The sequence below is a fragment of the Proteus faecis genome (genome assembly GCF_030286765.1).
Taxonomy (GTDB): Bacteria; Pseudomonadota; Gammaproteobacteria; order Enterobacterales; family Enterobacteriaceae; genus Proteus; species Proteus faecis.
The window spans coordinates 67,964-87,930 of record NZ_JASVWV010000002.1 but is presented as its reverse complement, the minus strand read 5'-3'; the positions used below and the strand labels follow the sequence as shown (position 1 = coordinate 87,930).

The 19,967-nt window shown below is 38.1% G+C and carries 15 protein-coding genes and 1 pseudogene; 11 read left to right on the top strand and 5 right to left on the bottom strand.

Annotation, left to right across the window (positions count from 1 at the left end; translation table 11 throughout):
* Positions 1-64 precede the first annotated feature (64 nt).
* Both ybbP and ybbA read right to left on the bottom strand, forming a co-directional pair.
* A complete protein-coding gene (gene ybbP / locus QSH13_RS04550; protein ID WP_286038871.1) occupies positions 65-2,506 on the bottom strand; it encodes a putative ABC transporter permease subunit YbbP in 2,442 nt (813 codons plus the stop codon).
* Positions 2,503-3,189, bottom strand: a complete 687-nt coding sequence (gene ybbA / locus QSH13_RS04545) for a putative ABC transporter ATP-binding protein YbbA (RefSeq protein ID WP_109397791.1) — start codon at positions 3,187-3,189, stop codon at positions 2,503-2,505. The genes ybbP and ybbA overlap by 4 nt, the downstream gene beginning before the upstream one ends.
* On the opposite strand from ybbA, the gene tesA reads away from it, so the two are divergent.
* The 5 genes from tesA to QSH13_RS04520 all read left to right on the top strand — a co-directional run bounded on the left by tesA (position 3,160) and on the right by QSH13_RS04520 (position 7,022).
* Positions 3,160-3,789: a multifunctional acyl-CoA thioesterase I/protease I/lysophospholipase L1 gene (gene tesA / locus QSH13_RS04540; protein ID WP_109406565.1), complete on the top strand. Its 630-nt coding sequence runs from the start codon at positions 3,160-3,162 to the stop codon at positions 3,787-3,789. The two genes, ybbA and tesA, sit on opposite strands and share 30 nt — an antisense overlap.
* A gap of 50 nt (positions 3,790-3,839) precedes the next feature.
* Entirely contained in the window at positions 3,840-4,625 is a 786-nt protein-coding gene (locus QSH13_RS04535; protein ID WP_109397793.1) for an SDR family oxidoreductase, read from the top strand.
* Positions 4,626-4,709: 84 nt separating this feature from the next.
* A complete protein-coding gene (locus QSH13_RS04530; protein ID WP_109397794.1) occupies positions 4,710-5,567 on the top strand; it encodes a co-chaperone YbbN in 858 nt (285 codons plus the stop codon).
* Between the two features lie 37 nt (positions 5,568-5,604).
* The gene (locus QSH13_RS04525) at positions 5,605-6,528 is read left to right on the top strand and encodes an SPFH domain-containing protein (protein WP_109397795.1); all 924 of its coding nucleotides are present in this window, start codon (positions 5,605-5,607) and stop codon (positions 6,526-6,528) included.
* A gap of 2 nt (positions 6,529-6,530) precedes the next feature.
* On the top strand, positions 6,531-7,022 hold the full coding sequence (locus QSH13_RS04520) for an NfeD family protein (RefSeq protein WP_109406564.1): 492 nt from the start codon (positions 6,531-6,533) through the stop codon (positions 7,020-7,022).
* On the opposite strand, the gene cueR is transcribed toward QSH13_RS04520, so the two are convergent.
* Entirely contained in the window at positions 6,973-7,386 is a 414-nt protein-coding gene (gene cueR, locus QSH13_RS04515) for a Cu(I)-responsive transcriptional regulator (protein WP_109397797.1), read from the bottom strand. The two genes, QSH13_RS04520 and cueR, sit on opposite strands and share 50 nt — an antisense overlap.
* A gap of 131 nt (positions 7,387-7,517) precedes the next feature.
* Between cueR and copA the strand changes: the two genes are divergently transcribed.
* From copA to ybaK, 4 genes are all read left to right on the top strand, one after another.
* Positions 7,518-10,460: a copper-exporting P-type ATPase CopA gene (gene copA / locus QSH13_RS04510; protein ID WP_286038870.1), complete on the top strand. Its 2,943-nt coding sequence runs from the start codon at positions 7,518-7,520 to the stop codon at positions 10,458-10,460.
* Between the two features lie 364 nt (positions 10,461-10,824).
* Positions 10,825-12,357 (top strand): YadA C-terminal domain-containing protein, encoded by a 1,533-nt coding sequence (locus tag QSH13_RS04505; RefSeq protein ID WP_286038869.1) that lies wholly within the window; start codon positions 10,825-10,827, stop codon positions 12,355-12,357.
* A 120-nt stretch (positions 12,358-12,477) separates the two neighbouring features.
* Positions 12,478-13,287 (top strand): TraB/GumN family protein, encoded by an 810-nt coding sequence (locus QSH13_RS04500; protein WP_196544392.1) that lies wholly within the window; start codon positions 12,478-12,480, stop codon positions 13,285-13,287.
* Positions 13,288-13,310: 23 nt separating this feature from the next.
* Positions 13,311-13,790 carry a Cys-tRNA(Pro)/Cys-tRNA(Cys) deacylase YbaK gene (gene ybaK / locus QSH13_RS04495; protein ID WP_109397801.1) on the top strand — a complete coding sequence of 160 codons (480 nt, stop codon included), beginning with the start codon at positions 13,311-13,313 and terminating at the stop codon, positions 13,788-13,790.
* 120 nt (positions 13,791-13,910) lie between these two features.
* Here ybaK and ushA read toward each other — a convergent pair whose 3' ends face one another.
* A complete protein-coding gene (gene ushA, locus QSH13_RS04490; RefSeq protein ID WP_109397802.1) occupies positions 13,911-15,575 on the bottom strand; it encodes a bifunctional UDP-sugar hydrolase/5'-nucleotidase UshA in 1,665 nt (554 codons plus the stop codon).
* 285 nt (positions 15,576-15,860) lie between these two features.
* Between ushA and QSH13_RS04485 the strand changes: the two are divergent.
* Positions 15,861-16,521: pseudogene (locus QSH13_RS04485) on the top strand (MFS transporter); the annotation flags it as partial.
* Between the two features lie 238 nt (positions 16,522-16,759).
* Entirely contained in the window at positions 16,760-18,520 is a 1,761-nt protein-coding gene (gene ybaL, locus QSH13_RS04480) for a YbaL family putative K(+) efflux transporter (RefSeq protein ID WP_109406562.1), read from the top strand.
* A 118-nt stretch (positions 18,521-18,638) separates the two neighbouring features.
* Here ybaL and QSH13_RS04475 read toward each other — a convergent pair whose 3' ends face one another.
* A complete protein-coding gene (locus tag QSH13_RS04475) occupies positions 18,639-19,949 on the bottom strand; it encodes an inosine/guanosine kinase (RefSeq protein ID WP_023582630.1) in 1,311 nt (436 codons plus the stop codon).
* Between the last annotated feature and the right edge of the window lie 18 nt (positions 19,950-19,967).

Below are 19,967 nucleotides of genomic sequence, written 5' to 3'. Positions count from 1 at the left end.
ATGCTGATGCTTAATGGCATCAGCATTTTTATTTAACACTATTTATAACTCTTATTTATTCTAACTATTCGCCTTGTATCCGTCGATATTGACCTTTATCTTGCAACAACCTAACGCCTAAGATACTGCCACATAATGAAAGTAATAATGCCGCAACAATAGGTACAGTGAGCCACATTCCCCATTGCGGTTGCCACGGGAACTTAAACACTGATATTTGTAATAAGCTTAATGCGACTTCTGCACCAATGGCAGCGGCTAACCCCGCCATTAAACCTAATAATGCAAATTCAGCCCAAAGAGTCCGTCTTAATAATGATTTACCTGCGCCTAATGTTCGATACACCACTAGCTCAATACGTCGTTGTGTCATTCCTACCTGAATTTGAGCAACTAACAATAACGCTCCGCAGATCATGACCAATCCAACCATAATCTCTAATGCTCGGCTGACTTGTTGTAAAATTTGTTGAACTTGCTGAATTAATGCACCAGTATCTAACACGCTTACCGTTGGAAATTGCCGATTTAGTGCCGTAATTAATCCACCCTCACCATTGTAATAAAAACTACTCATCCATTTCTCTGGCTGATTACTTAACCCTTCCTCAGAGAAGATAAAGAAGAAATTAGGACGCATATTTTCCCAATCAACATGACGAATACTTGTAACAATGGATTTAAATTCACGAGTATCACCGACAAATGTTAATTCATCACCCAATTTAATCTCGAGTTGTTCTGCAACACCTTGATCCAGAGAAACTCCATTCTCCTCAGGAGGCCATGTTCCCTCAACAATCACGTTATCTTTTGGCAATTCGCTATGCCATGTTAAGTTAAGCTCTCGACGAACGGTGTTATTACCTGCATCACGTTTATCTGCCCACTCTTTAGCATTATGCTCATTAATTTGTGTTAAACGCGCTAACACCACAGGGAATGCATCTGTAGGCTCAACATTATGCTTTGCCAATAAAGTATTAATTTCTTGAACTTGGGGCTCAGACATATTGATGAGGAAATAATTAGGGCTATCTTCTGGTAATTGCTTTTGCCATTTATCGAGTAAATCCCCTTGAATAAGGACTAAAAGCGTTAATAACATAAATGAAAGCGCAAAAGCCGCAAGCTGAGTCATCGTTTGAAAAGGTTGTCGTAATAAACGAGTAACGGCTAAGCGCGCACTAAGTTGACGGAATTTAAATTGCTTTAATACCCATAACCCTAGCCAGCCAATTATTCCAAGTAAAAAAGCGATAACAACAACACCAAATAGAATTGACCAGAGTAAAACACCTGTTCCCGCAAAAAGCGTTAAGGCACCGACAACAATTAGGCCTACTATCGGTAAATAATAACGAAGAGGCCATATAGGCGCCGTAGTATCACTTCTTAATACACGGGAAGGTTGTGTTGCCATTAATTGGTAGTAAGGCCTTATTCCCGTTAATAATGCAATTAGCAATAAAGAGCCTACAGACCATCCCCATGGTAAGAAACTTGCATCGGGTAAACTTTTCGGTAACACCGGCGCTAAAATTTGTAGCAGTATCGTTTCGAAAATAAGTCCTACGAATGAACCAACAATAATAGCGCCAATCAAAATCACGCCCCATTGCCCAATGATCCATTTTCTTAATGCACGCTTATCTGCCCCTAATGTTTTTAATACCGCAATTAAGGTATGACGACTGCGACAATAATGAGCCATGGAAACCGCAACTGCCGATATAGCAAGCAATAGCGTTAATAGAGCTGAAAGTAAAAGAAAGTTTTTAGCACGCTCCATTGATTGCGAAAGCGCACCACTATCTTGTTTTAAACTATTCCAACGTTGATCGGGTTTTAATAGTGGATCGAAGCGTTGTTGATAACTATCAATTACGGACTCATTACCGGCAAACATATAGCGATAAGTTAGGCGACTTCCGGGTTGTACTGCTCCAGTTGCTTCAACATCATCAAGATTAATTAAAATACGGGGGGCTATTTGAAAAGGATTAAACCCGCTGTCTGGCTCTTGAATTAATACACCACTAATCGTAAAGGATGCATCGCCTACATCAATTTTATCGCCGACTTTGATATCAAGTAATTCGAGTAATCTAGCACCAACAAGCGCAGTTCCTTTTTCAGGTTTTAACCCTGCTGGCTCTGTTTCCAACTCACCATACAGTGGATATAATTTATCCGTAGCTTTCACCAACGCGAGCTGGGGTGTATCACCTTCAGGAGCATAAGACATCGTGGTAAATTGCATTTGGCGACTGAGCGTTAACCCTTCGTTCTTCGCCTCTGTAAGCCAGTTTTCATCAACGGGATAAGACGCACGTAAGACTAAATCGCCAGCAATTAAATCACGACTTTGAGCGTAAATGCTTTTATCTATGCGATCACCTATACGCCCTAAAGCAAGCACACAAGCAACCGCAAGCGCTAAAGAAAGCCAAACAATTAATAGTGCGGGAGAACGCCATTCACGCCAAAACCAACGCCAAATCATGACTCCTCCTTAAGTTGTCCATCTACTAATCGTAATCGTCTTTGGCAACGAGCAGCTAGCTCATTGTCATGTGTTACTAAAATCAATGTTGTGGCATAGTCTCGGTTAAGAGAGAACAGCAGGTCAGCAATTTTATCGCCCGTTTTACGATCAAGATTCCCAGTTGGTTCATCAGCAAAAAGAATAGCGGGCTGAGTACAAAATGCTCTTGCTAATGCAACGCGTTGTTGCTCACCGCCAGAAAGTTGTGCTGGCATATGGTATAAACGTTCGCCTAATCCTAACAGCTTAAGTAAATCAACTGCACGCGCATGGCTATGCTTTTCTGACTCACCTTTTAATAATGCGGGCAACTGCACATTTTCGAGCGCATTCAATGTTGGGATCAACATAAATGATTGAAAAACAAACCCAACATGTTGGGCTCGTAACTTAGCACGTTCTTCTTCATTCATTTTTGTGAGATCTTCTCCCATTAAATGCACACTGCCAGAGCTTCCATCATCTAATCCAGCAATGATCCCTAGAAGCGTCGATTTCCCCGATCCTGACTCACCAATTAACGCAATTGTTTCAGCAGGCTCGACAACTAACTCAACACCCTGCAATATAGAGATCTGACTATCACCTTGTCCTACTTGTTTGGTTAACTGATGAACTTCAAGAACCTTTTCCGTCGACATACATTTTTCCTTATCATTATGATGATGTTTAGCTTTAAGGCTATTGCTGCTGATACCTTTTTAATCTTTGGTGACAGCTTGAGTGCAGGATATCGTCTTCCGATTGAAAGTGCATGGCCACAACGCCTTGCTGATAAATGGAAAACAACCTACCCTGAAATTAATGTTGTTAATGCAAGCATTAGTGGTGAAACAGCCTTTCAGGGGCAAAATAGGCTTCCTGATTTGTTAAAACAACATCAACCACGCTGGGTTTTAATTGAATTAGGTGCAAATGATGGCTTACAGGGATACCCTGTTGCACAAACAAAGGAGGCATTACAAAACATCATTACACAAGTAAAAGATGCCGGTGCTACGCCACTTTTTATGCAAATAATGATTTCACCTAATTACGGTAAACGTTATACACAATCATTTTCAGCGATCTATCCAAAGCTTGCTGAAGATAATGCGCTTCCTCTGCTTCCTTTTTATATGGAGCAAATCGCAGATAAACCTGAGTGGATGCAAAATGACAGCATACATCCCAATGAAGATGCTCAGCCTTTTATTACGCAGTGGATGGATGAAACATTATCCCCTTACTTAACACGTTAGACTATTCTGACAGTAGTTGACGTAGATTAAACGAGATTAATTGTAAAATTATGCAAAAAACGGTATTGATTACAGGAAGTTCCAGTGGAATAGGACTCTGTGCGGCAAAAGCACTAAAGAAAAGAGGCTATAGAGTTCTTGCTGCTTGCCGTAAAGGCGAAGATCTTGAACGCATGGAAACGCTGGGATTAGAACCTATTTATCTTGATCTTGATGATCCAAAAAGCGTTGAAAATGCGGCATTAGAAGTTATTCGCCTAACAAACGGTCGTTTATATGGATTATTTAATAATGGTGGATTTGGTGTTTATGGCTCACTAGATGCCATTACCCGCCAACAAATGGAAAAACAGTTTTCTACTAACTTTTTTGGTTTACATCAGCTTACTACATTACTTCTGCCAGCAATGTTACCTCATGGTGAAGGAAGAATTATTCAAACCAGTTCTGTTATGGGGATTATTTCAACAGCGGGTCGAGGTGCTTACGCAGCCAGTAAATATGCAGTAGAAGCATGGTCTGATGCGCTAAGAATGGAAATTGCGCATACAGGTATTAAAGTCAGTTTAATAGAGCCAGGTCCAATACGAACATGTTTTACTGAAAATGTCGCTCAAGCCGAAAAAGATAAACCCGTAAAAAATCCGGGGATTGCGAGTCGTTTCACATTAACGCCTGAAGATGTTGTGAAAAAGCTTATTCATGCTTTAGAAAGCCCAAAACCTAAGATACGTTATCCCGTAACCTTACTGACTTACGCCGTCAGAATACTAAAACGTTTTCTACCTGATGCTTTAATGGATGTTATTCTCAGTCGCCAAAGTGGCAAGGCTTGATTTTTCAGGATCCACCCTTACTTATTAATAAAATAGCGTTATAAATCGCATCTATATTTAAAACTCTCAAAAAGGGGCAAGTTAATGTTAGCAACTGCACATATTGTTGATGTAAATGAATCAAATATTCAACAAGTTATAGAACAATCTATGACTAAACCGGTCATGATGTATTTCTATTCAGAACGTAGCCCTCATTGTGCAGAGCTTGGCGCAACATTAGATAAACTGGCAGCCGAATTTGCTGATCAATTTATTTTGGCAAAATTGGATTGTGATGTTGAACAAATGATTGCCTCACAATTTGGCCTACGTGCGATCCCTACTGTTTACATTTTGCAAGAAGGTCGCCCTGTTGATGGTTTCCAAGGCCCTCAACCTGAAGAAGCAATTCGCCAAGTGTTAGCCAATGTATTACCAAAACCAGAAGAATTAAAAGCAGCACAAGCCTCGCAATTACTTTCTGAAGGAAAAACCGACGAAGCTTTACCTCTGCTAAAAGAAGCTCATCAACTGGCTCCTAAAAACAGTGAAATTACGCTTGCGCTAGCCGGTGCATTAATTTCTTTAAATAAAAATGAAGAAGCTCAAACGCTATTAATTACTATCCCATTACAAGATCAAGACAGTTACTACCATAGTTTGTTAGCGCAAATTGAATTACAAAAACAGGCTGCTGACACACCTGAAATTCAACAGCTACAAAACGATTTTAATCAACAACCTGAAAATACCGATCTTGCTATTCAACTCGCACTAAAATTACATGAAGTTGCTCGTAATGAAGAGGCGCTAGAGTTGCTATTTAGTTTTATCAAAAAAGATCTCAATGCAGGTGATGGGCAAGTTAAGAAAACCCTGATGGATATTCTATCAGCCTTAGGTACTAATGATAATTTAGCGTCTAAATATCGTCGTATGGTGTATTCTTTACTTTATTAATTTTATTATCTTATAAAAGCAGACTTAGGACAGGTATATGGAAATAGTCATTGGTATTATCATCTTATTCGCTATTATTTTAGTTTTATGTGGTGTTAAAACCGTTCCACAAGGTTATCAGTGGACTGTCGAACGTTTTGGTCGTTACACTCGGACTCTAGCGCCAGGACTTCAAATTCTTATACCATTTGTTGATCGTATTGGTCGTCGTATCAATATGATGGAACAGGTCCTTGATATTCCGTCTCAGGAAGTCATTTCTCGTGATAACGCCAACGTTAGCATTGATGCGGTCTGCTTTATTCAAGTCATCGACCCTGTGAAAGCTGCGTATGAAGTTAATAATCTTGAACTTGCAATTATCAACTTAACATTGACGAATATCCGTACAGTATTAGGCTCCATGGAACTTGATGAAATCCTTTCTCAACGTGACCAAATCAACAGTCGCCTTTTACTAATTGTTGATGATGCAACAAACCCTTGGGGTATCAAAATTACTCGTATCGAAATTCGTGATGTTCGCCCGCCAAAAGAATTGATTTCTGCAATGAACGCACAGATGAAAGCTGAACGAACTAAACGTGCCGACATTCTTGAAGCTGAAGGTATTCGCCAAGCGGCTATCTTAAAAGCAGAAGGTGAGAAACAAGGGCAAATACTGAAGGCTGAAGGTGAGCGTCAATCTGCATTCTTACAAGCAGAAGCCCGTGAACGTGCAGCAGAAGCAGAAGCTAAGGCAACTCAAATGGTATCTGAGGCCATTGCAAAAGGTGATATGCAAGCCATTAACTACTTTGTTGCTCAAAAATATACTGATGCACTCTCTCAAATTGGTTCAGCTAATAACAGTAAAGTTATTATGATGCCATTAGAAGCAAGTAATCTCATGGGCGCGATTGGTGGTATTTCTGAATTACTCAATACCAAAAAAAGTGACTCTGGCAACAAGAGCAATTAATTATGATTGAATGGATTAGTGCTCAACCTGCACTTTTCTGGCTTTGTCTTGGTGGCTTGCTGTTAATTACAGAAATGTTAGGAACAGCAGGATACCTTTTGTGGTCAGGAATGGCGGCTCTATGCGTATCGTTGATCACATGGATATTGCCTGTTAGCTGGCCTATTCAAGGTATTCTATTTGCGATATTAACGGTTATTAGTGCTGTACTTTGGCACCTTTGGCTTAAACGCAGAAAACTATCAAAAGAAGCTGAAAACTTAAATCAGAAAACGCATCAACTGATTGGTGTTCACGCGGTTTTATTATCAGATACTGAAAACGGTTTTAGTCGCGTAAAATTAGCTGATGGCAGTTGGCGTGTTTATTCAGACACGCCATTAGTTGCCGGCGATAAAGTAACAGTAATCGCAATTGATGGTATTACCTTACAAGTGACTACGCTTAAACAGACTGTTTCTGGTGATGACAACACCCTGACAAATGATCGATGATCGGGCAATCGGCTCCGTCATCACCGGGGCATTCGCTGGCTAACAGAAGTAACCGTTGGCGAATATCGTTGAGCTCATTAATTGTTTTCTCAATTTCAGCCACTTTTTTTAAGGTGGCTTCTTTCACATCAGAACTATGGCGAGAAGGATTTCTTAACAACATCAATAAAGCTCTACACTCTTCTAAATTAAAGCCAACTTCTCTCGCTTGTCGTAATAATGTTAACTCTTCAATATGTTGAGCCTGATAATAGCGATAGCCATTTTCACCTCTTCCCGGTGGGGTTATCAAGTCTTTTTCTTCATAAAACCGAATGGCTTTAGCCGTTAATCCTGTTTTACTGGCGATTTCACTAATATTCAAAATTCCCCCTTGACCTTCCCCTTGCGGAAAGGTTTAGCCTTTATCTCAATAAGAAAAAACCTTTAAAGAAAGCAAGTTACCGAATATTGCGCAATAATAGAGGTAACGCTTTTATGATGGAGATAATTAACATGGCAAAAACTGTAATACTCGCATTGAAAGGACTCTCATGCTCCCACTGTGTTAACAGTGTAAAAAAAGCACTTGATGCTCGCAATGACATAGAGCAGGCAATAGTAACTATTCAATACGCTAAAATTGACAGCGATGCAACTGCTGAAAGCTTAATCAACACCATTGAAGATGCAGGCTATCAAGCAAGTCTGGCAACACAACCCGATGTAAAATTAAGCCTAAGTGGCCTTAATTGCATGAAGTGTGTCGGTAAAACTGAAAAAGCATTATTAGCCGTTGAAGGTGTTGTTGCCGTTAATGTAACGAAAGAGTCGGCTGAAATTTTTGGTGACGCAAATGCGGATACTTTAATTGCTGCGATTACTGCAGAAGGTTTTCAAGCAAACTTAGCTCCTACTGACAACGTAATTTATTTAACTCTATCTGGCTTAAATTGCCAGCATTGTGTCAGTTCAGTTAAAAAAGCACTAGAAAATACAGCGGGTGTTGACACTGCTGAAGTTGAATTAACACACGCAAAAGTAACGGGTTCTGCAACCGCTGAAACCTTAATTACCGCCGTTACAGAGGCAGGTTTTGAAGCACAACTAGCGGGTACTGATTTCCCAAAAACTGAGCCGCTGGCGCAAACGCATGCACAACTGGAAGCATCGTCAGCGGCTGTTTGTGATGTTCCAGTCGAGAATGCTGATATTGATAATGGCGCTGAAATCAATATTGACGATGACAACAGTGTTCAGCTTTTAATTGATGGTATGACTTGTGCAAGTTGCGTAAACAAGGTTCACAAAGCATTACAATCCGTTGATGGTGTTGAAAATGTGCGTGTAAATCTAGCTGAGCGCAGTGCATTAGTGACCGGTGAAATCGATCATGATGCACTTGTGTCTGCCATCGAAAAAGCCGGTTATGGTGCTGAAATTATCCAAGACGACATAAAACGTAGAGAACGTCAGCAAGAAGTTGCTGTTGCCAATATGAAACGTTTTCGCTGGCAAGCTGCACTAGCGTTAATTGTCGGTATTCCTGTGATGATTTGGGGAATGATCGGCGACAATATGATGCTCACCGAAGCTAACCACAGTATTTGGTTAGCAATTGGCATTACAACATTGTTTGTAATGGTTGTTGCAGGGGGACATTTTTATCGTAGCGCATGGCAGAGCTTAAAAAACCGTAGTGCCACAATGGATACCTTAGTAGCATTAGGAACAGGTGCCGCATGGCTCTATTCCATTACCGTAAATTTATGGCCTGACATTTTTCCTGCTCAAGCGCGTCACCTCTATTATGAAGCCAGTGCAATGATCATCGGTTTAATCAATCTGGGTCATATGCTTGAGCAAAGAGCCCGTCAGCGTTCATCTAAAGCATTAGAGCGACTATTGGATTTAACGCCACCAACTGCAAGAGTCATCACTGAAAATGGTGAAGTTGAAATGCCATTAGCTGATGTTAAACAAGGAATGACTTTACGTTTAGCAACGGGTGATAAAGTACCAGTTGATGGTGAAATTATCCAAGGTGAAGTGTGGATGGATGAAGCAATGTTGACAGGCGAGCCCATTCCACAACAAAAAACAGTGGGTGACACTATTCATGCTGGAACAACGGTTCAAGATGGCTCGGTGCTATTTAAAGCGGCAGCAGTGGGAAGTAAAACAACACTTGCTCGTATTATTAAATTAGTTCGCCAAGCACAAAGTAGTAAACCTGAAATAGGACAGCTAGCTGATAAAATATCAAGTGTATTTGTACCCATTGTCGTTGCTATCGCCCTTATTGCTGGTGCTATTTGGTATTTCTTTGGCCCATCGCCACAAATTACCTATGCCTTAGTGATTATCACAACTGTTCTTATTATAGCTTGTCCTTGTGCTTTAGGTTTAGCAACGCCTATGTCAATTATTTCAGGTGTCGGTCGTGCGGCTGAATATGGCGTATTAGTTCGTGATGCCGATGCACTACAACAAGCGAGTCTGCTAGATACTTTAGTGTTTGATAAAACAGGAACGCTGACAGAAGGTATGCCTCAAGTCACTGATATTCATACTTTCAATCAAGTAGATGAAACTCAAGCACTGGCATTGGCGGCCTCTTTGGAAAATGGTTCTAATCATCCATTAGCTAAAGCCATTTTAACACGAGCAGAAGGCATTGATTTTCCTGAAGTAAACAAGTTTCGTACATTAGCTGGTATGGGGCTAAGTGGTGAAATTAATGGTAAAACAGTACTTTTAGGTAACCCTAAATTGATGGTTGAATCCGGTATTGATATTAGTGAAGTTAATTCATTGATTGATTCCCAAGCAGCCAAAGGTGTTACGCCTGTTTTGTTAGCGCAAAACGGCAAAATTGCGGCATTACTTTCGATTCGCGATCCACTCAGAGAAGATACGGTAAGTGCATTACAACGTTTACATCATCAAGGTTATCGCCTAGTAATGTTAACAGGAGATAATCCAATTACTGCGAATGCAATAGCAAAAGAAGCCGGTATTGACCAAGTTATTGCGGGTGTCATGCCAGAAGGTAAAGCACAAGCTATTACTGAGCTTCAAGCACAAGGTCGTCGTGTTGCAATGATTGGAGATGGTATTAATGATGCCCCAGCATTAGCGAAAGCAGATGTCGGCATTGCAATGGGTGGCGGTAGTGATATTGCTATTGAAACCGCGGCTATCACATTAATGCGCCATAGTTTGCATGGTGTTGCTGATGCCGTTGAAATATCAAAAGGCACGCTACGTAATATGAAGCAAAATCTATTTGGTGCTTTTGTTTACAATAGCTTAGGTATTCCCATTGCTGCTGGTATTTTATACCCATTCACGGGAACATTATTAAACCCGGTAGTTGCCGGTGCAGCAATGGCCTTATCCTCAATTACTGTTGTTAGCAATGCAAACCGCTTATTGCGTTTTAAACCCAAGCAATAACACCTAACAATATATTAATAAATATTATATTTAAACCTCTTTTACTTATCGGTAAAAGGGGTTTTTTATTATTTATCAATGATTATTAATATTTTCAAAAGGTTAAAAAAAAAGCCGATATTTCTATCGGCCAGTCAAAGAGGAATTTCTCATTATACAAGAGAGTCATCACTCCGCTCTCTTAACGCTAGAATAGCAATATATTATAAGTTTTTCATTAAAATTTATCGGCACAATAAACTTAAATTATAGTTTTTAAAAAAAGAACAAACTATCATTTAATTTTTTTTATTATTGTAGAAAACTATTATTTAAATAAAATAGAAAACTTACACAAAAATAACACTTTTAAAAGGATTTAAAAATGAATGTAAATAAAATTATTATTACAATATTACCATTAATTTATTCATCTCATGTATTTTCAGATGAAATGCATTATATAATACCAGATGAAACTCCATTTATCACCGTTGAACAAGATACGATAATCACATCTCCCTCTTCTTTTGATCAAAAAATAAGTAATTATTATATTAAGTTAGAAAAAAATAAAATATTATTAACTGATGAGATAATAGAAAAACTCAATAAAAACATAGGGAACATAAAAACAACATCTGGGGAAAGTATTACAAAAGAAAACATTAAAATAAAAAATAGTTTAATTATTTCACCGAAAGATATAGAGATAAGATCAAAGATTGCTTCTCTTTTTAATGAAATACAACCCCCTACTCTCGAATCAAACGATGATTCATATATTACATTTAATAAAAAAGCCGTTCTTCAATTTCTAGACGAACATAAAAATGATGATATACAGATTGCACGAACGGCATCAGCTAACCTAACAATTGAACAATACAATGATATTGTTAGTAGAGAAAAAAACAATATGATAAACCAAGGAGATTTATTTTCAATTGAAAATGAATTCAATAAAAAGATCACTACGTTAATCAAAAAGAACAATATTGAACTAAGTAAGTTTGATAATCAAATTAAGCTTAATAAGATGATAAGTAAAGTTAATAAATCCAGTCACGAAATGAATTTAGAAAAAATATTAGCAAATGAAGGCAGTATTGATACTAATAAAAAAGGCATTGATACCAATAGAATAGGTGTTAATATAAATAAAGAAAATATTGATAACAATAGAAAAGGCGTTGATATAAATAAACAAAATATTGACACTAATAGAAAAGGCATTGATATCAATAAAGAAAACATTGATACCAATAGAAAAGATATTAATATAAATAAAGAAAATATTGACACCAATAGAAAAGGCATTGATATCAATAAAGAAAACATTGATACCAATAGAAAAGATATTAATATAAATAAAGAAAATATTGACACCAATAGAAAAGGCATTGATATCAATAAAGAAAATATTGATACCAATAGAAAAGATATTAATATAAATAAAGAAAATATTGACACTAATAGAAAAGATATTAATATAAACAAAGAAAATATTGATAATATTAAAGATAACTATATCGATAATCTAAATATCAATGAAAGCAATATTTCATTAAAAAGCCATTTTGCTACCCTTTATATGGAACAATCAATCTCAAGAAGCGAAGTTAAAACGCTAAAAAATAACTTTGAGCATTTTAAATCTGAAACCCAAAACCGTTTTTATAAAGTAGAAAAACGCGCTAATCAAGGTATTGCCTCTGTAGCTGCAATGAGCAATTTACCTTTTACTGACTCAGCAACATTTAGCACAGCTATCGGTATTGGTAATTATCGCAATGCAACGGCTCTTGCTTGGGGGATGCAATATCGTATTAATGAAAATGTAAAAGTCAGAGCTTCTACGGCGTGGAATGATTCAAATAATTTTGTCTCAGCCGGTGGTGTTGGGATCAGTTGGTAATACTTTACTCAAAAAAGTAAACAAAGTGAAAGCTAAGTAAATACTTGGCTTTCGCTGTTTCATTCCATTGAAAATCCGTTATGCTGAGACTGAGTGATCGACACTAAAAGGAGCATATCAATGACGGGTATTTTTCAGAAAATCAAACATTGGGTAGGGATAAAAAATACTACCCATTACCCTTATCCTGCTGTTGATATTACGCTACCTAATAATATCTCTTTACACCTTGTGGGGAGTATCCATATGGGGGTTTCCACAATGTCACCACTTTCCAATGTGCTACTCAACGAAATAAAAAATGCAAATGCTATTATTGTGGAAGCCGATATTTCCACAGATGTACAACCATTTGATCAAGCATCCCTTTTTAGAAAGTCGCTAGAAACACGCTTAAATAACTCTCTTTTTGCTCAAGTCACATGTCATTGTGAAGATCTCGCTCTCTCACTTTATCAACTTGAAAATAAACCACTTTGGCAGATTGCATTGATTTTACAATCTACCCAAGCAATGCAACTTGGATTACAACCGCAATATGGTATTGATTACCAAGTCATTCAATATGCTAATGAGTACAAAAAAAACATTATAGAACTTGAAGGCATTGAGGATCAGGTCGCATTATTATTAAGCTTCCCTGATGATGGTCAGCAATTACTCGAGGATACACTAAAAAATTGGCACGATAATGCACGTACATTGCAAATCATGATCAATTGGTGGTTAAATTATAATAGCCAAGAGAAACAACCGCCTTTACCGAATACCTTTAGTAAAGCTGTATTTGATATTTTAATGGAAAGCCGTAACCAAAAATGGGTAAGCATCTTATCAAAATTACCGGCTGGACGTTATGTGGTAACTGTAGGTGCTCTTCATTTATTTGGTGAAGAGAATCTGATTGATTTACTAACAAGTCAATCATAAAAACATTGTGATTAGGAATAACTATGACTCCCGCTGTCAATTTATTGGAAAAACAAAAAATTAAATTTACGCTTCATCCTTATGAACATGATGCGAATGTGCATAATTTTGGTGATGAGGCCGTTGAAAAATTAGGTTTAGATAATCGCCAAGTATTTAAAACACTGTTAGTTGCTTTAAATGGTGATGCTAAAAATCTTGCTGTTGCAGTAACACCCGTTTCTGGTCAATTAGATTTAAAACTCGTTGCTAAGTGTTTTAAAGCAAAAAAAGCCGATATGGCAGATCCACAAATTGCACAAAAGGTCACTGGTTATTTAGTGGGTGGAATAAGCCCATTAGGTCAGAAAAAACGCCTACCAACAGTGATTGATGAACAAGCACTTGAATTTAACACTATCTTTGTTTCTGGTGGTAAACGAGGCTTAGATATTGAGTTATCTGCAAAAGACTTAGGTGTAGTGTTAGGTGCTCAATTTGCACTTATTCGTAAAGAGTCATAATCATTAATGATTTTTTATTTTAAGGCTCATCCTCAAAATAAGAAATTAACGTGATTAAGAGCAAAATAAAAGGCGACATAAAATGTCGCCTTTTGTCTATATAAGCGTTATTGATAAAACTTATTTTTTATAAACAATTTCGCCTTTAGGTTCGAAATCTGCGGCTTTCAATGGAGAGTGCGCTTCGATATAACCTTTTAAGACTTCAGCATCAACAAACCCTGTATTAACATAGCCCGGATGAGTATCAATCTTAGGATAACCATCACCACCAATGCCGTTAAAGTTTAGTGTCGCCATACGGTAAGACTTCGTTTTATCCAATGGTTTGCCTGCAATTTTAACATCGCTAACTTTACAATCTGCATCTACTGTTAAGCTAACATTGTAGAATTGAGCATAAGCACCAGAGTCTACTTTCATACATGCAACCGCAGACAAATAAGGCTCGACTTCCTCACCTTTAAAATCAACATAAACCAGTTCGTTCGCGAATGGTTGTACTTTCAGAACATCTTTATAAGTGATATCACCAGACTCAATAGAATCACGAACACCACCACCGCTCATAATTGCAAAATCAGCATTCGCACGTTCAGCTTGAGCTGATAATAATAGACGAGCCATATTAGTCTGAACAAAGCGAACTTTACTACGATCACCTTCTAATTTACCAACAACCTCACCCACTTTAATATTCAGTTGCTCACCACCTTTTTCTTGATAAGGTGTCAACAATTTCATCATTTCAGGGTTATGAGGAATTTCTTCTGTGTAATAAACAAGTTCAGTTGTACCGTCGTCTTTCTTCACTTTCTGATTTAAGTTAATTGGGATTAATTGGTAATGCTTTAACGTAAATTCACCATTACGGAATTCGAAATCTGCACGACCAACATATTTACCCCATTCATGAGCCTGAACAATCCATGTACCATTTTGATTATCTGGTGCACAAGGAGTGCCTGGTACATAATCAGCTTGTTTGTAGTTTTTATTCTCTTGAGACATACAAACAGGATCTTGTGAGTGACCACCCACAATCATATCAAGGTAGCCTTTTGGTAATTCACGCGCCATTTCCACATCACCTGGTGCGTTAGAGCCATGATTACCATCATCATAGTGACCCATATGCGTTGCTGCGATAATAATGTCTGGTTTTTCTGTTGTACGCAGTTCTTCTACAACTTTTTTAGCTTCATCTGAAGGTTTGCGGAATTCAGTATCAGGGAAGTTTGCTGGGTTACCAATACGCACAGTATCATCAGTCGTTAAGCCTAATACTGCAATTTTTACACCTTGCTTATCAAAAATGGTGTAAGGCTTGAATAAACGCTCACCCGTACTTTTTTGATAAATATTCGCAGATAAGAATGGGAATGTTGCCCATTTTTCTTGTTGGCGCAAAACATCTAATGGATTATCAAATTCATGATTACCCAAAGCCATTGCATCATACCCCACAAGATTCATACCTTTAAAATCAGGCTCTGCATCTTGTAAATCAGATTCTGGAACACCCGTATTGATATCACCGCCCGATAACAGTAGCACGCTGCCGCCTTTTTTAGCGACTTCATCTCGAATGTTATCAACAACCGTTTTTTGTGCAGCTAAACCATATTCTCCACGATCGTTATGCCAAAAATGGCCATGGTGATCATTGGTATGCAAAATAGTAATTTCGTAGGTTTTATCCTTTTCCCATGCCTGAGACATCGCAGGCGTCATCGCTAAAGAAACCGTCAATGCGCATGCTGATAATTTAAAAGATAAGCTCATGGTATATCCCCATGTATATTATTTATTGAGAAGGTTCTGCCATGGTTCTACAGTAGAAAAAGAAGACAGAAGTTAAATACTTTTGCTGTATTTTATGATGTAGGTTATATAATTTTTTTATTATTTCATTGATCCAATAGTTTTTTTGAGACATGAATCAAACTCTATTTCTCATAAAAGCACTCAATTCAAAATAGATGTAAACTAGACCAATAAAAACATAAATAATTTACAAAAAAATAATACGGAAAGGAAAGTAAATATCCGTTGATTCTCTTTGTTACGTTGCTGGCAATTGTAGTGCTATTGCAAGTTAGTCGCAGGTATAAAATTCAACAAGATGCTCAGAAAAAATAACCTAACACGCTAAAAAGGAAAGCAATATTGCCATGTAAACCCCTCTTGGGCTATTTAGCTATTTTACTTATTCTTATTTTTTCTAAGCATTTTTATCTTACAAGCATCAGTAGCTACTATACTTTCTACTTAATACCTAAATTTGACGCTTCAGTACAAAGTACACCTGTTTGTTTTCCTCTTCGCTTGTCGCAGCTAACACTATAAATGTGGATCCAGTAGACGATAAAATTGGCAGAAAATACGTTATTTGGGGAACTATTCTTGGTGTTGCACCTTTTACGCTGATACGACCTTATACCAACCTTTACTGGACGGGCGTATTGACTGTATTCATTGGCGTGATTTTGGCTTCAGCATTTTCTGCTATCTCAGTTTATGCTCAAGAGTTAATTTTAGGTGAAAAGAGCATGATTTCCGCGCATTTCTTCGGAGTTGCTTTTAGGATGGATGAATTAATGCTGAAGTCTTAGGATATATTACAGTTCAGAAGAGTATTGAATATGTCTATCATATCTTCGCTCATCTCCCTCTATTAGGTATTTTCCCCATTCTTCTTACGAAGATTGGGTGCAATAAAACTGAATAACTTGTAATTACCCCTGTTACTAAAATGAACCAGAAACAGATTATTTCTTACTTTAAAAGGTAAGACTAATTAAAATAACACAGAAAAGTGTATTTGCATTAAAAAATTCAATCAACTTGCTATTTTAATAAATAATCGATAATTTTTAGCGAATTTATTGCATGAATACGTTAAACTATTAGCCTGCTATATTACTCGCCCCCCGATACATGTAGTTTTATAAAAAGAAGGAGAATTGATGCCGCATTCAACACCCCTCATTACCACCATTGTTGGTGGATTAGCACTTGCTTACATTTTAGGCATGATCGCTCAACGGCTAAAAATTTCACCTTTAGTAGGATATCTTGCTGCGGGTGTACTCGCTGGCCCATTTACTCCCGGCTTTGTTGCTGATACCTCTCTCGCCCCTGAACTAGCTGAAATTGGCGTTATTCTGCTAATGTTTGGCGTAGGTTTACATTTCTCATTAAAAGATCTCATGGCAGTAAAAGCCATCGCTATTCCGGGTGCTATTGCTCAAATTGCAGTAGCAACACTATTAGGGTTGGGATTATCAGCATTTTTTGGCTGGGGTTTATTTAGTGGCATTGTATTTGGTTTATGTCTATCAACAGCAAGTACCGTTGTTCTTTTACGTGCACTAGAAGAAAGAGGTCTGATTGACAGCCAACGAGGCCAAATTGCTATTGGTTGGTTGATTGTTGAAGACTTAGCAATGGTGTTAGCCCTTGTACTACTTCCTGCTATTGCCAATATGCTGGAAAGTAGCGATCAAACCAATATTTCTCAACTTATGATTAATTTAGGTATCACTGTCGGTAAAGTTGTTGCCTTTATCTTAATTATGATGATTGTTGGTCGTAAGTTGATCCCTTGGATTTTAGCTAAAACGGCGGCAACAGGCTCTCGTGAGTTATTTACATTAAGTGTACTCGCTCTCGCTTTAGGTATCGCTTATGGTGCTGTAACCTTATTCGATGCTTCTTTCGCATTAGGCGCATTCTTTGCCGGTATGGTACTTAACGAGTCTGAATTAAGCCACAGAGCGGCTCAAGATACTTTACCACTGAGAGATGCTTTCGCAGTTCTGTTCTTTGTGTCCGTTGGTATGCTGTTTGATCCAATGGTGTTAATTGAACATCCTCTTGGGATCTTAGCAACACTGGCTATCATTATTATTGGTAAATCTGTCGCCGCGTTGGTGCTTGTACGAATGTTTGGGCATTCTCGACGAACAGCCTTAACCATTTCAGTCAGCCTTGCACAAATTGGTGAATTTGCCTTTATCCTTGCAGGTCTAGGTGTGGCGCTAAACGTTTTAGAGCCAGATGCACGTAATCTTGTTTTAGCCGGTGCTTTAGTCTCTATTATGTTAAACCCAGTGCTATTCTCTTTATTAGACCGTTATCTGGCAAAAACAGAAACCAAAGAAGAAGTGGAACAGCTACAACAAGAAGAGCTGGAAGAAGAGATGCCTGTCCCTGTTGATATTTGTGGTCACGCCATTATCGTCGGTTATGGACGTGCAGGAAGCATGCTTGCTGAAAAATTATTAGCTCAATCTATTCCATTAGTTATTATCGAAAATAGCCGTAATAAATTTGCTGAGTTAAAAGAGAAAAGTTTAAACACCGTGCTGGGTAATGCATCGACTAAAGAGTCACTTGCTTTAGCTCGCATTGATTGCGCTAAATCTTTATTACTGACGATACCTAATGGGTATGAAGCTGCAGATATCGCTGAAACCGCAAGAAGTATGAACCCTGATTTAAATATCATTGTTCGTGCTCATTTTGACGATATTATTGTACGAGCTAACTATGATGAAGAAGCGTCTTTTATCCTTGAGAAAGGGGCAAATCACGTCATCATCGATGAAGATCAAACCGCATCTGCAATGGCGGATATGCTAATTAAAGAAGTTGAGTTTGGTTGTGCTATTGATGATACCCCTGAAAATGGTCAACAAATCATTGCACCTAGTGCAGCGCAATAATCAAACACAGTTAATCACTTAAATTCTATGGATTTAAGTCAATAAAAAACCTATCAATAAATGTTGATAGGTTTTTTTATTTCATACAGATAAAACAAGTCTTAGAAACTATACAAACTTAACGTTCCCAATAAGCTTCTTCTAAGCTGTCTTCTTTTTCAGGTAAGCCTCGTGTTAAGCGAGGTGAATGCTGACTTAGCACTTGATAACTCACTCGGTTAGCATATTTGCAGACTTGTGCTAACGATGAATAAGTTAAATAAGTCCGAGGATGCTTACTTGAATTGGGCACATTGATGCGATGGTAGCTATTCGCTGTAATATCATGCAGTAACGCTGATAATGCTGCATCACCTGCACCATTCGTATTCATGATTTTTTCAGGACCACCCATATAAGGTTCAATATGAGAATAGACTTTCTCTGGCTCTTCACAATCTTTACGACGCATTGCACGACTAAATTCATAACGATTAAATTCAGCAATAGCACCGGGTAATAAAGGATGTGTGGTTTGACGCTTAAAGTTGTGTTCTGTATAACCGCCCATATAAAGTCCTGCAGGACCTGCGGTACACAGCACTAAATCAACCCATTCTAACGCAACATCGGAAGCTAACAGAGGATCTGCATGTCCCGTTAATTCAAAAGCTTCATCTTCATTCATTGCGACAACAGAAACGTGCTCTTTTAAGAAATCACGCCACCATTGTGGATCATCTGCAATAACATATTTTGTGCCCAGCGTCAGAACAACAGGCACATCATATTTTTTCGCGTATTCAATCGCTTTCATGGTTGCTAACGGCATCGGTTCACCCGGTTTACAGCGAACTAAATAAGCCGTTAACACTAATGCGGAAGCTTCTGCAATCACCTCTTCCGGAATGCTTTCTGGTTTAAGCTGGTTCATTTGACCTGGGCTAATCGCAAATGTACGTTCGCCATTTTCCGTGATCAGCGTGAAACAACGCCCAATGGCACCATCAACACCTTGGAGGTAATTAAGATCAGTACGGCTAGATGTGTTACATAAATAACGATAAGCATAGCTACCAATCTGAATGTTATTACACATAGTACCTAATAGCACAGAGCGATCATCAGCTAATACCGAGTAGTTATGTAGCGTATTACCAATCGTACCGCCAGCAAACTCGTGTGTTATCAGATTATTATCTGTTAATTCACGATAAAGTGCCTCTGCGACATCATCTTCAATAACAAGAGAGTGTCCCTGACTCAAGTTATAACGGTTAATAAACTCTTCATCAACTTTCGCTTCAATATCAACCAATGTTTGGTCAATACCGACGATATAAGCGCGAGAGGATTCGCTCTCCGTCATATTGATGATGGGTTGTAATAGAGGATCTCGTAAACTAACGGGAAAATAGTGTTTGGATTTTCGTTTGCCAGGGAATTTCATTGTGAACGATGCTACACA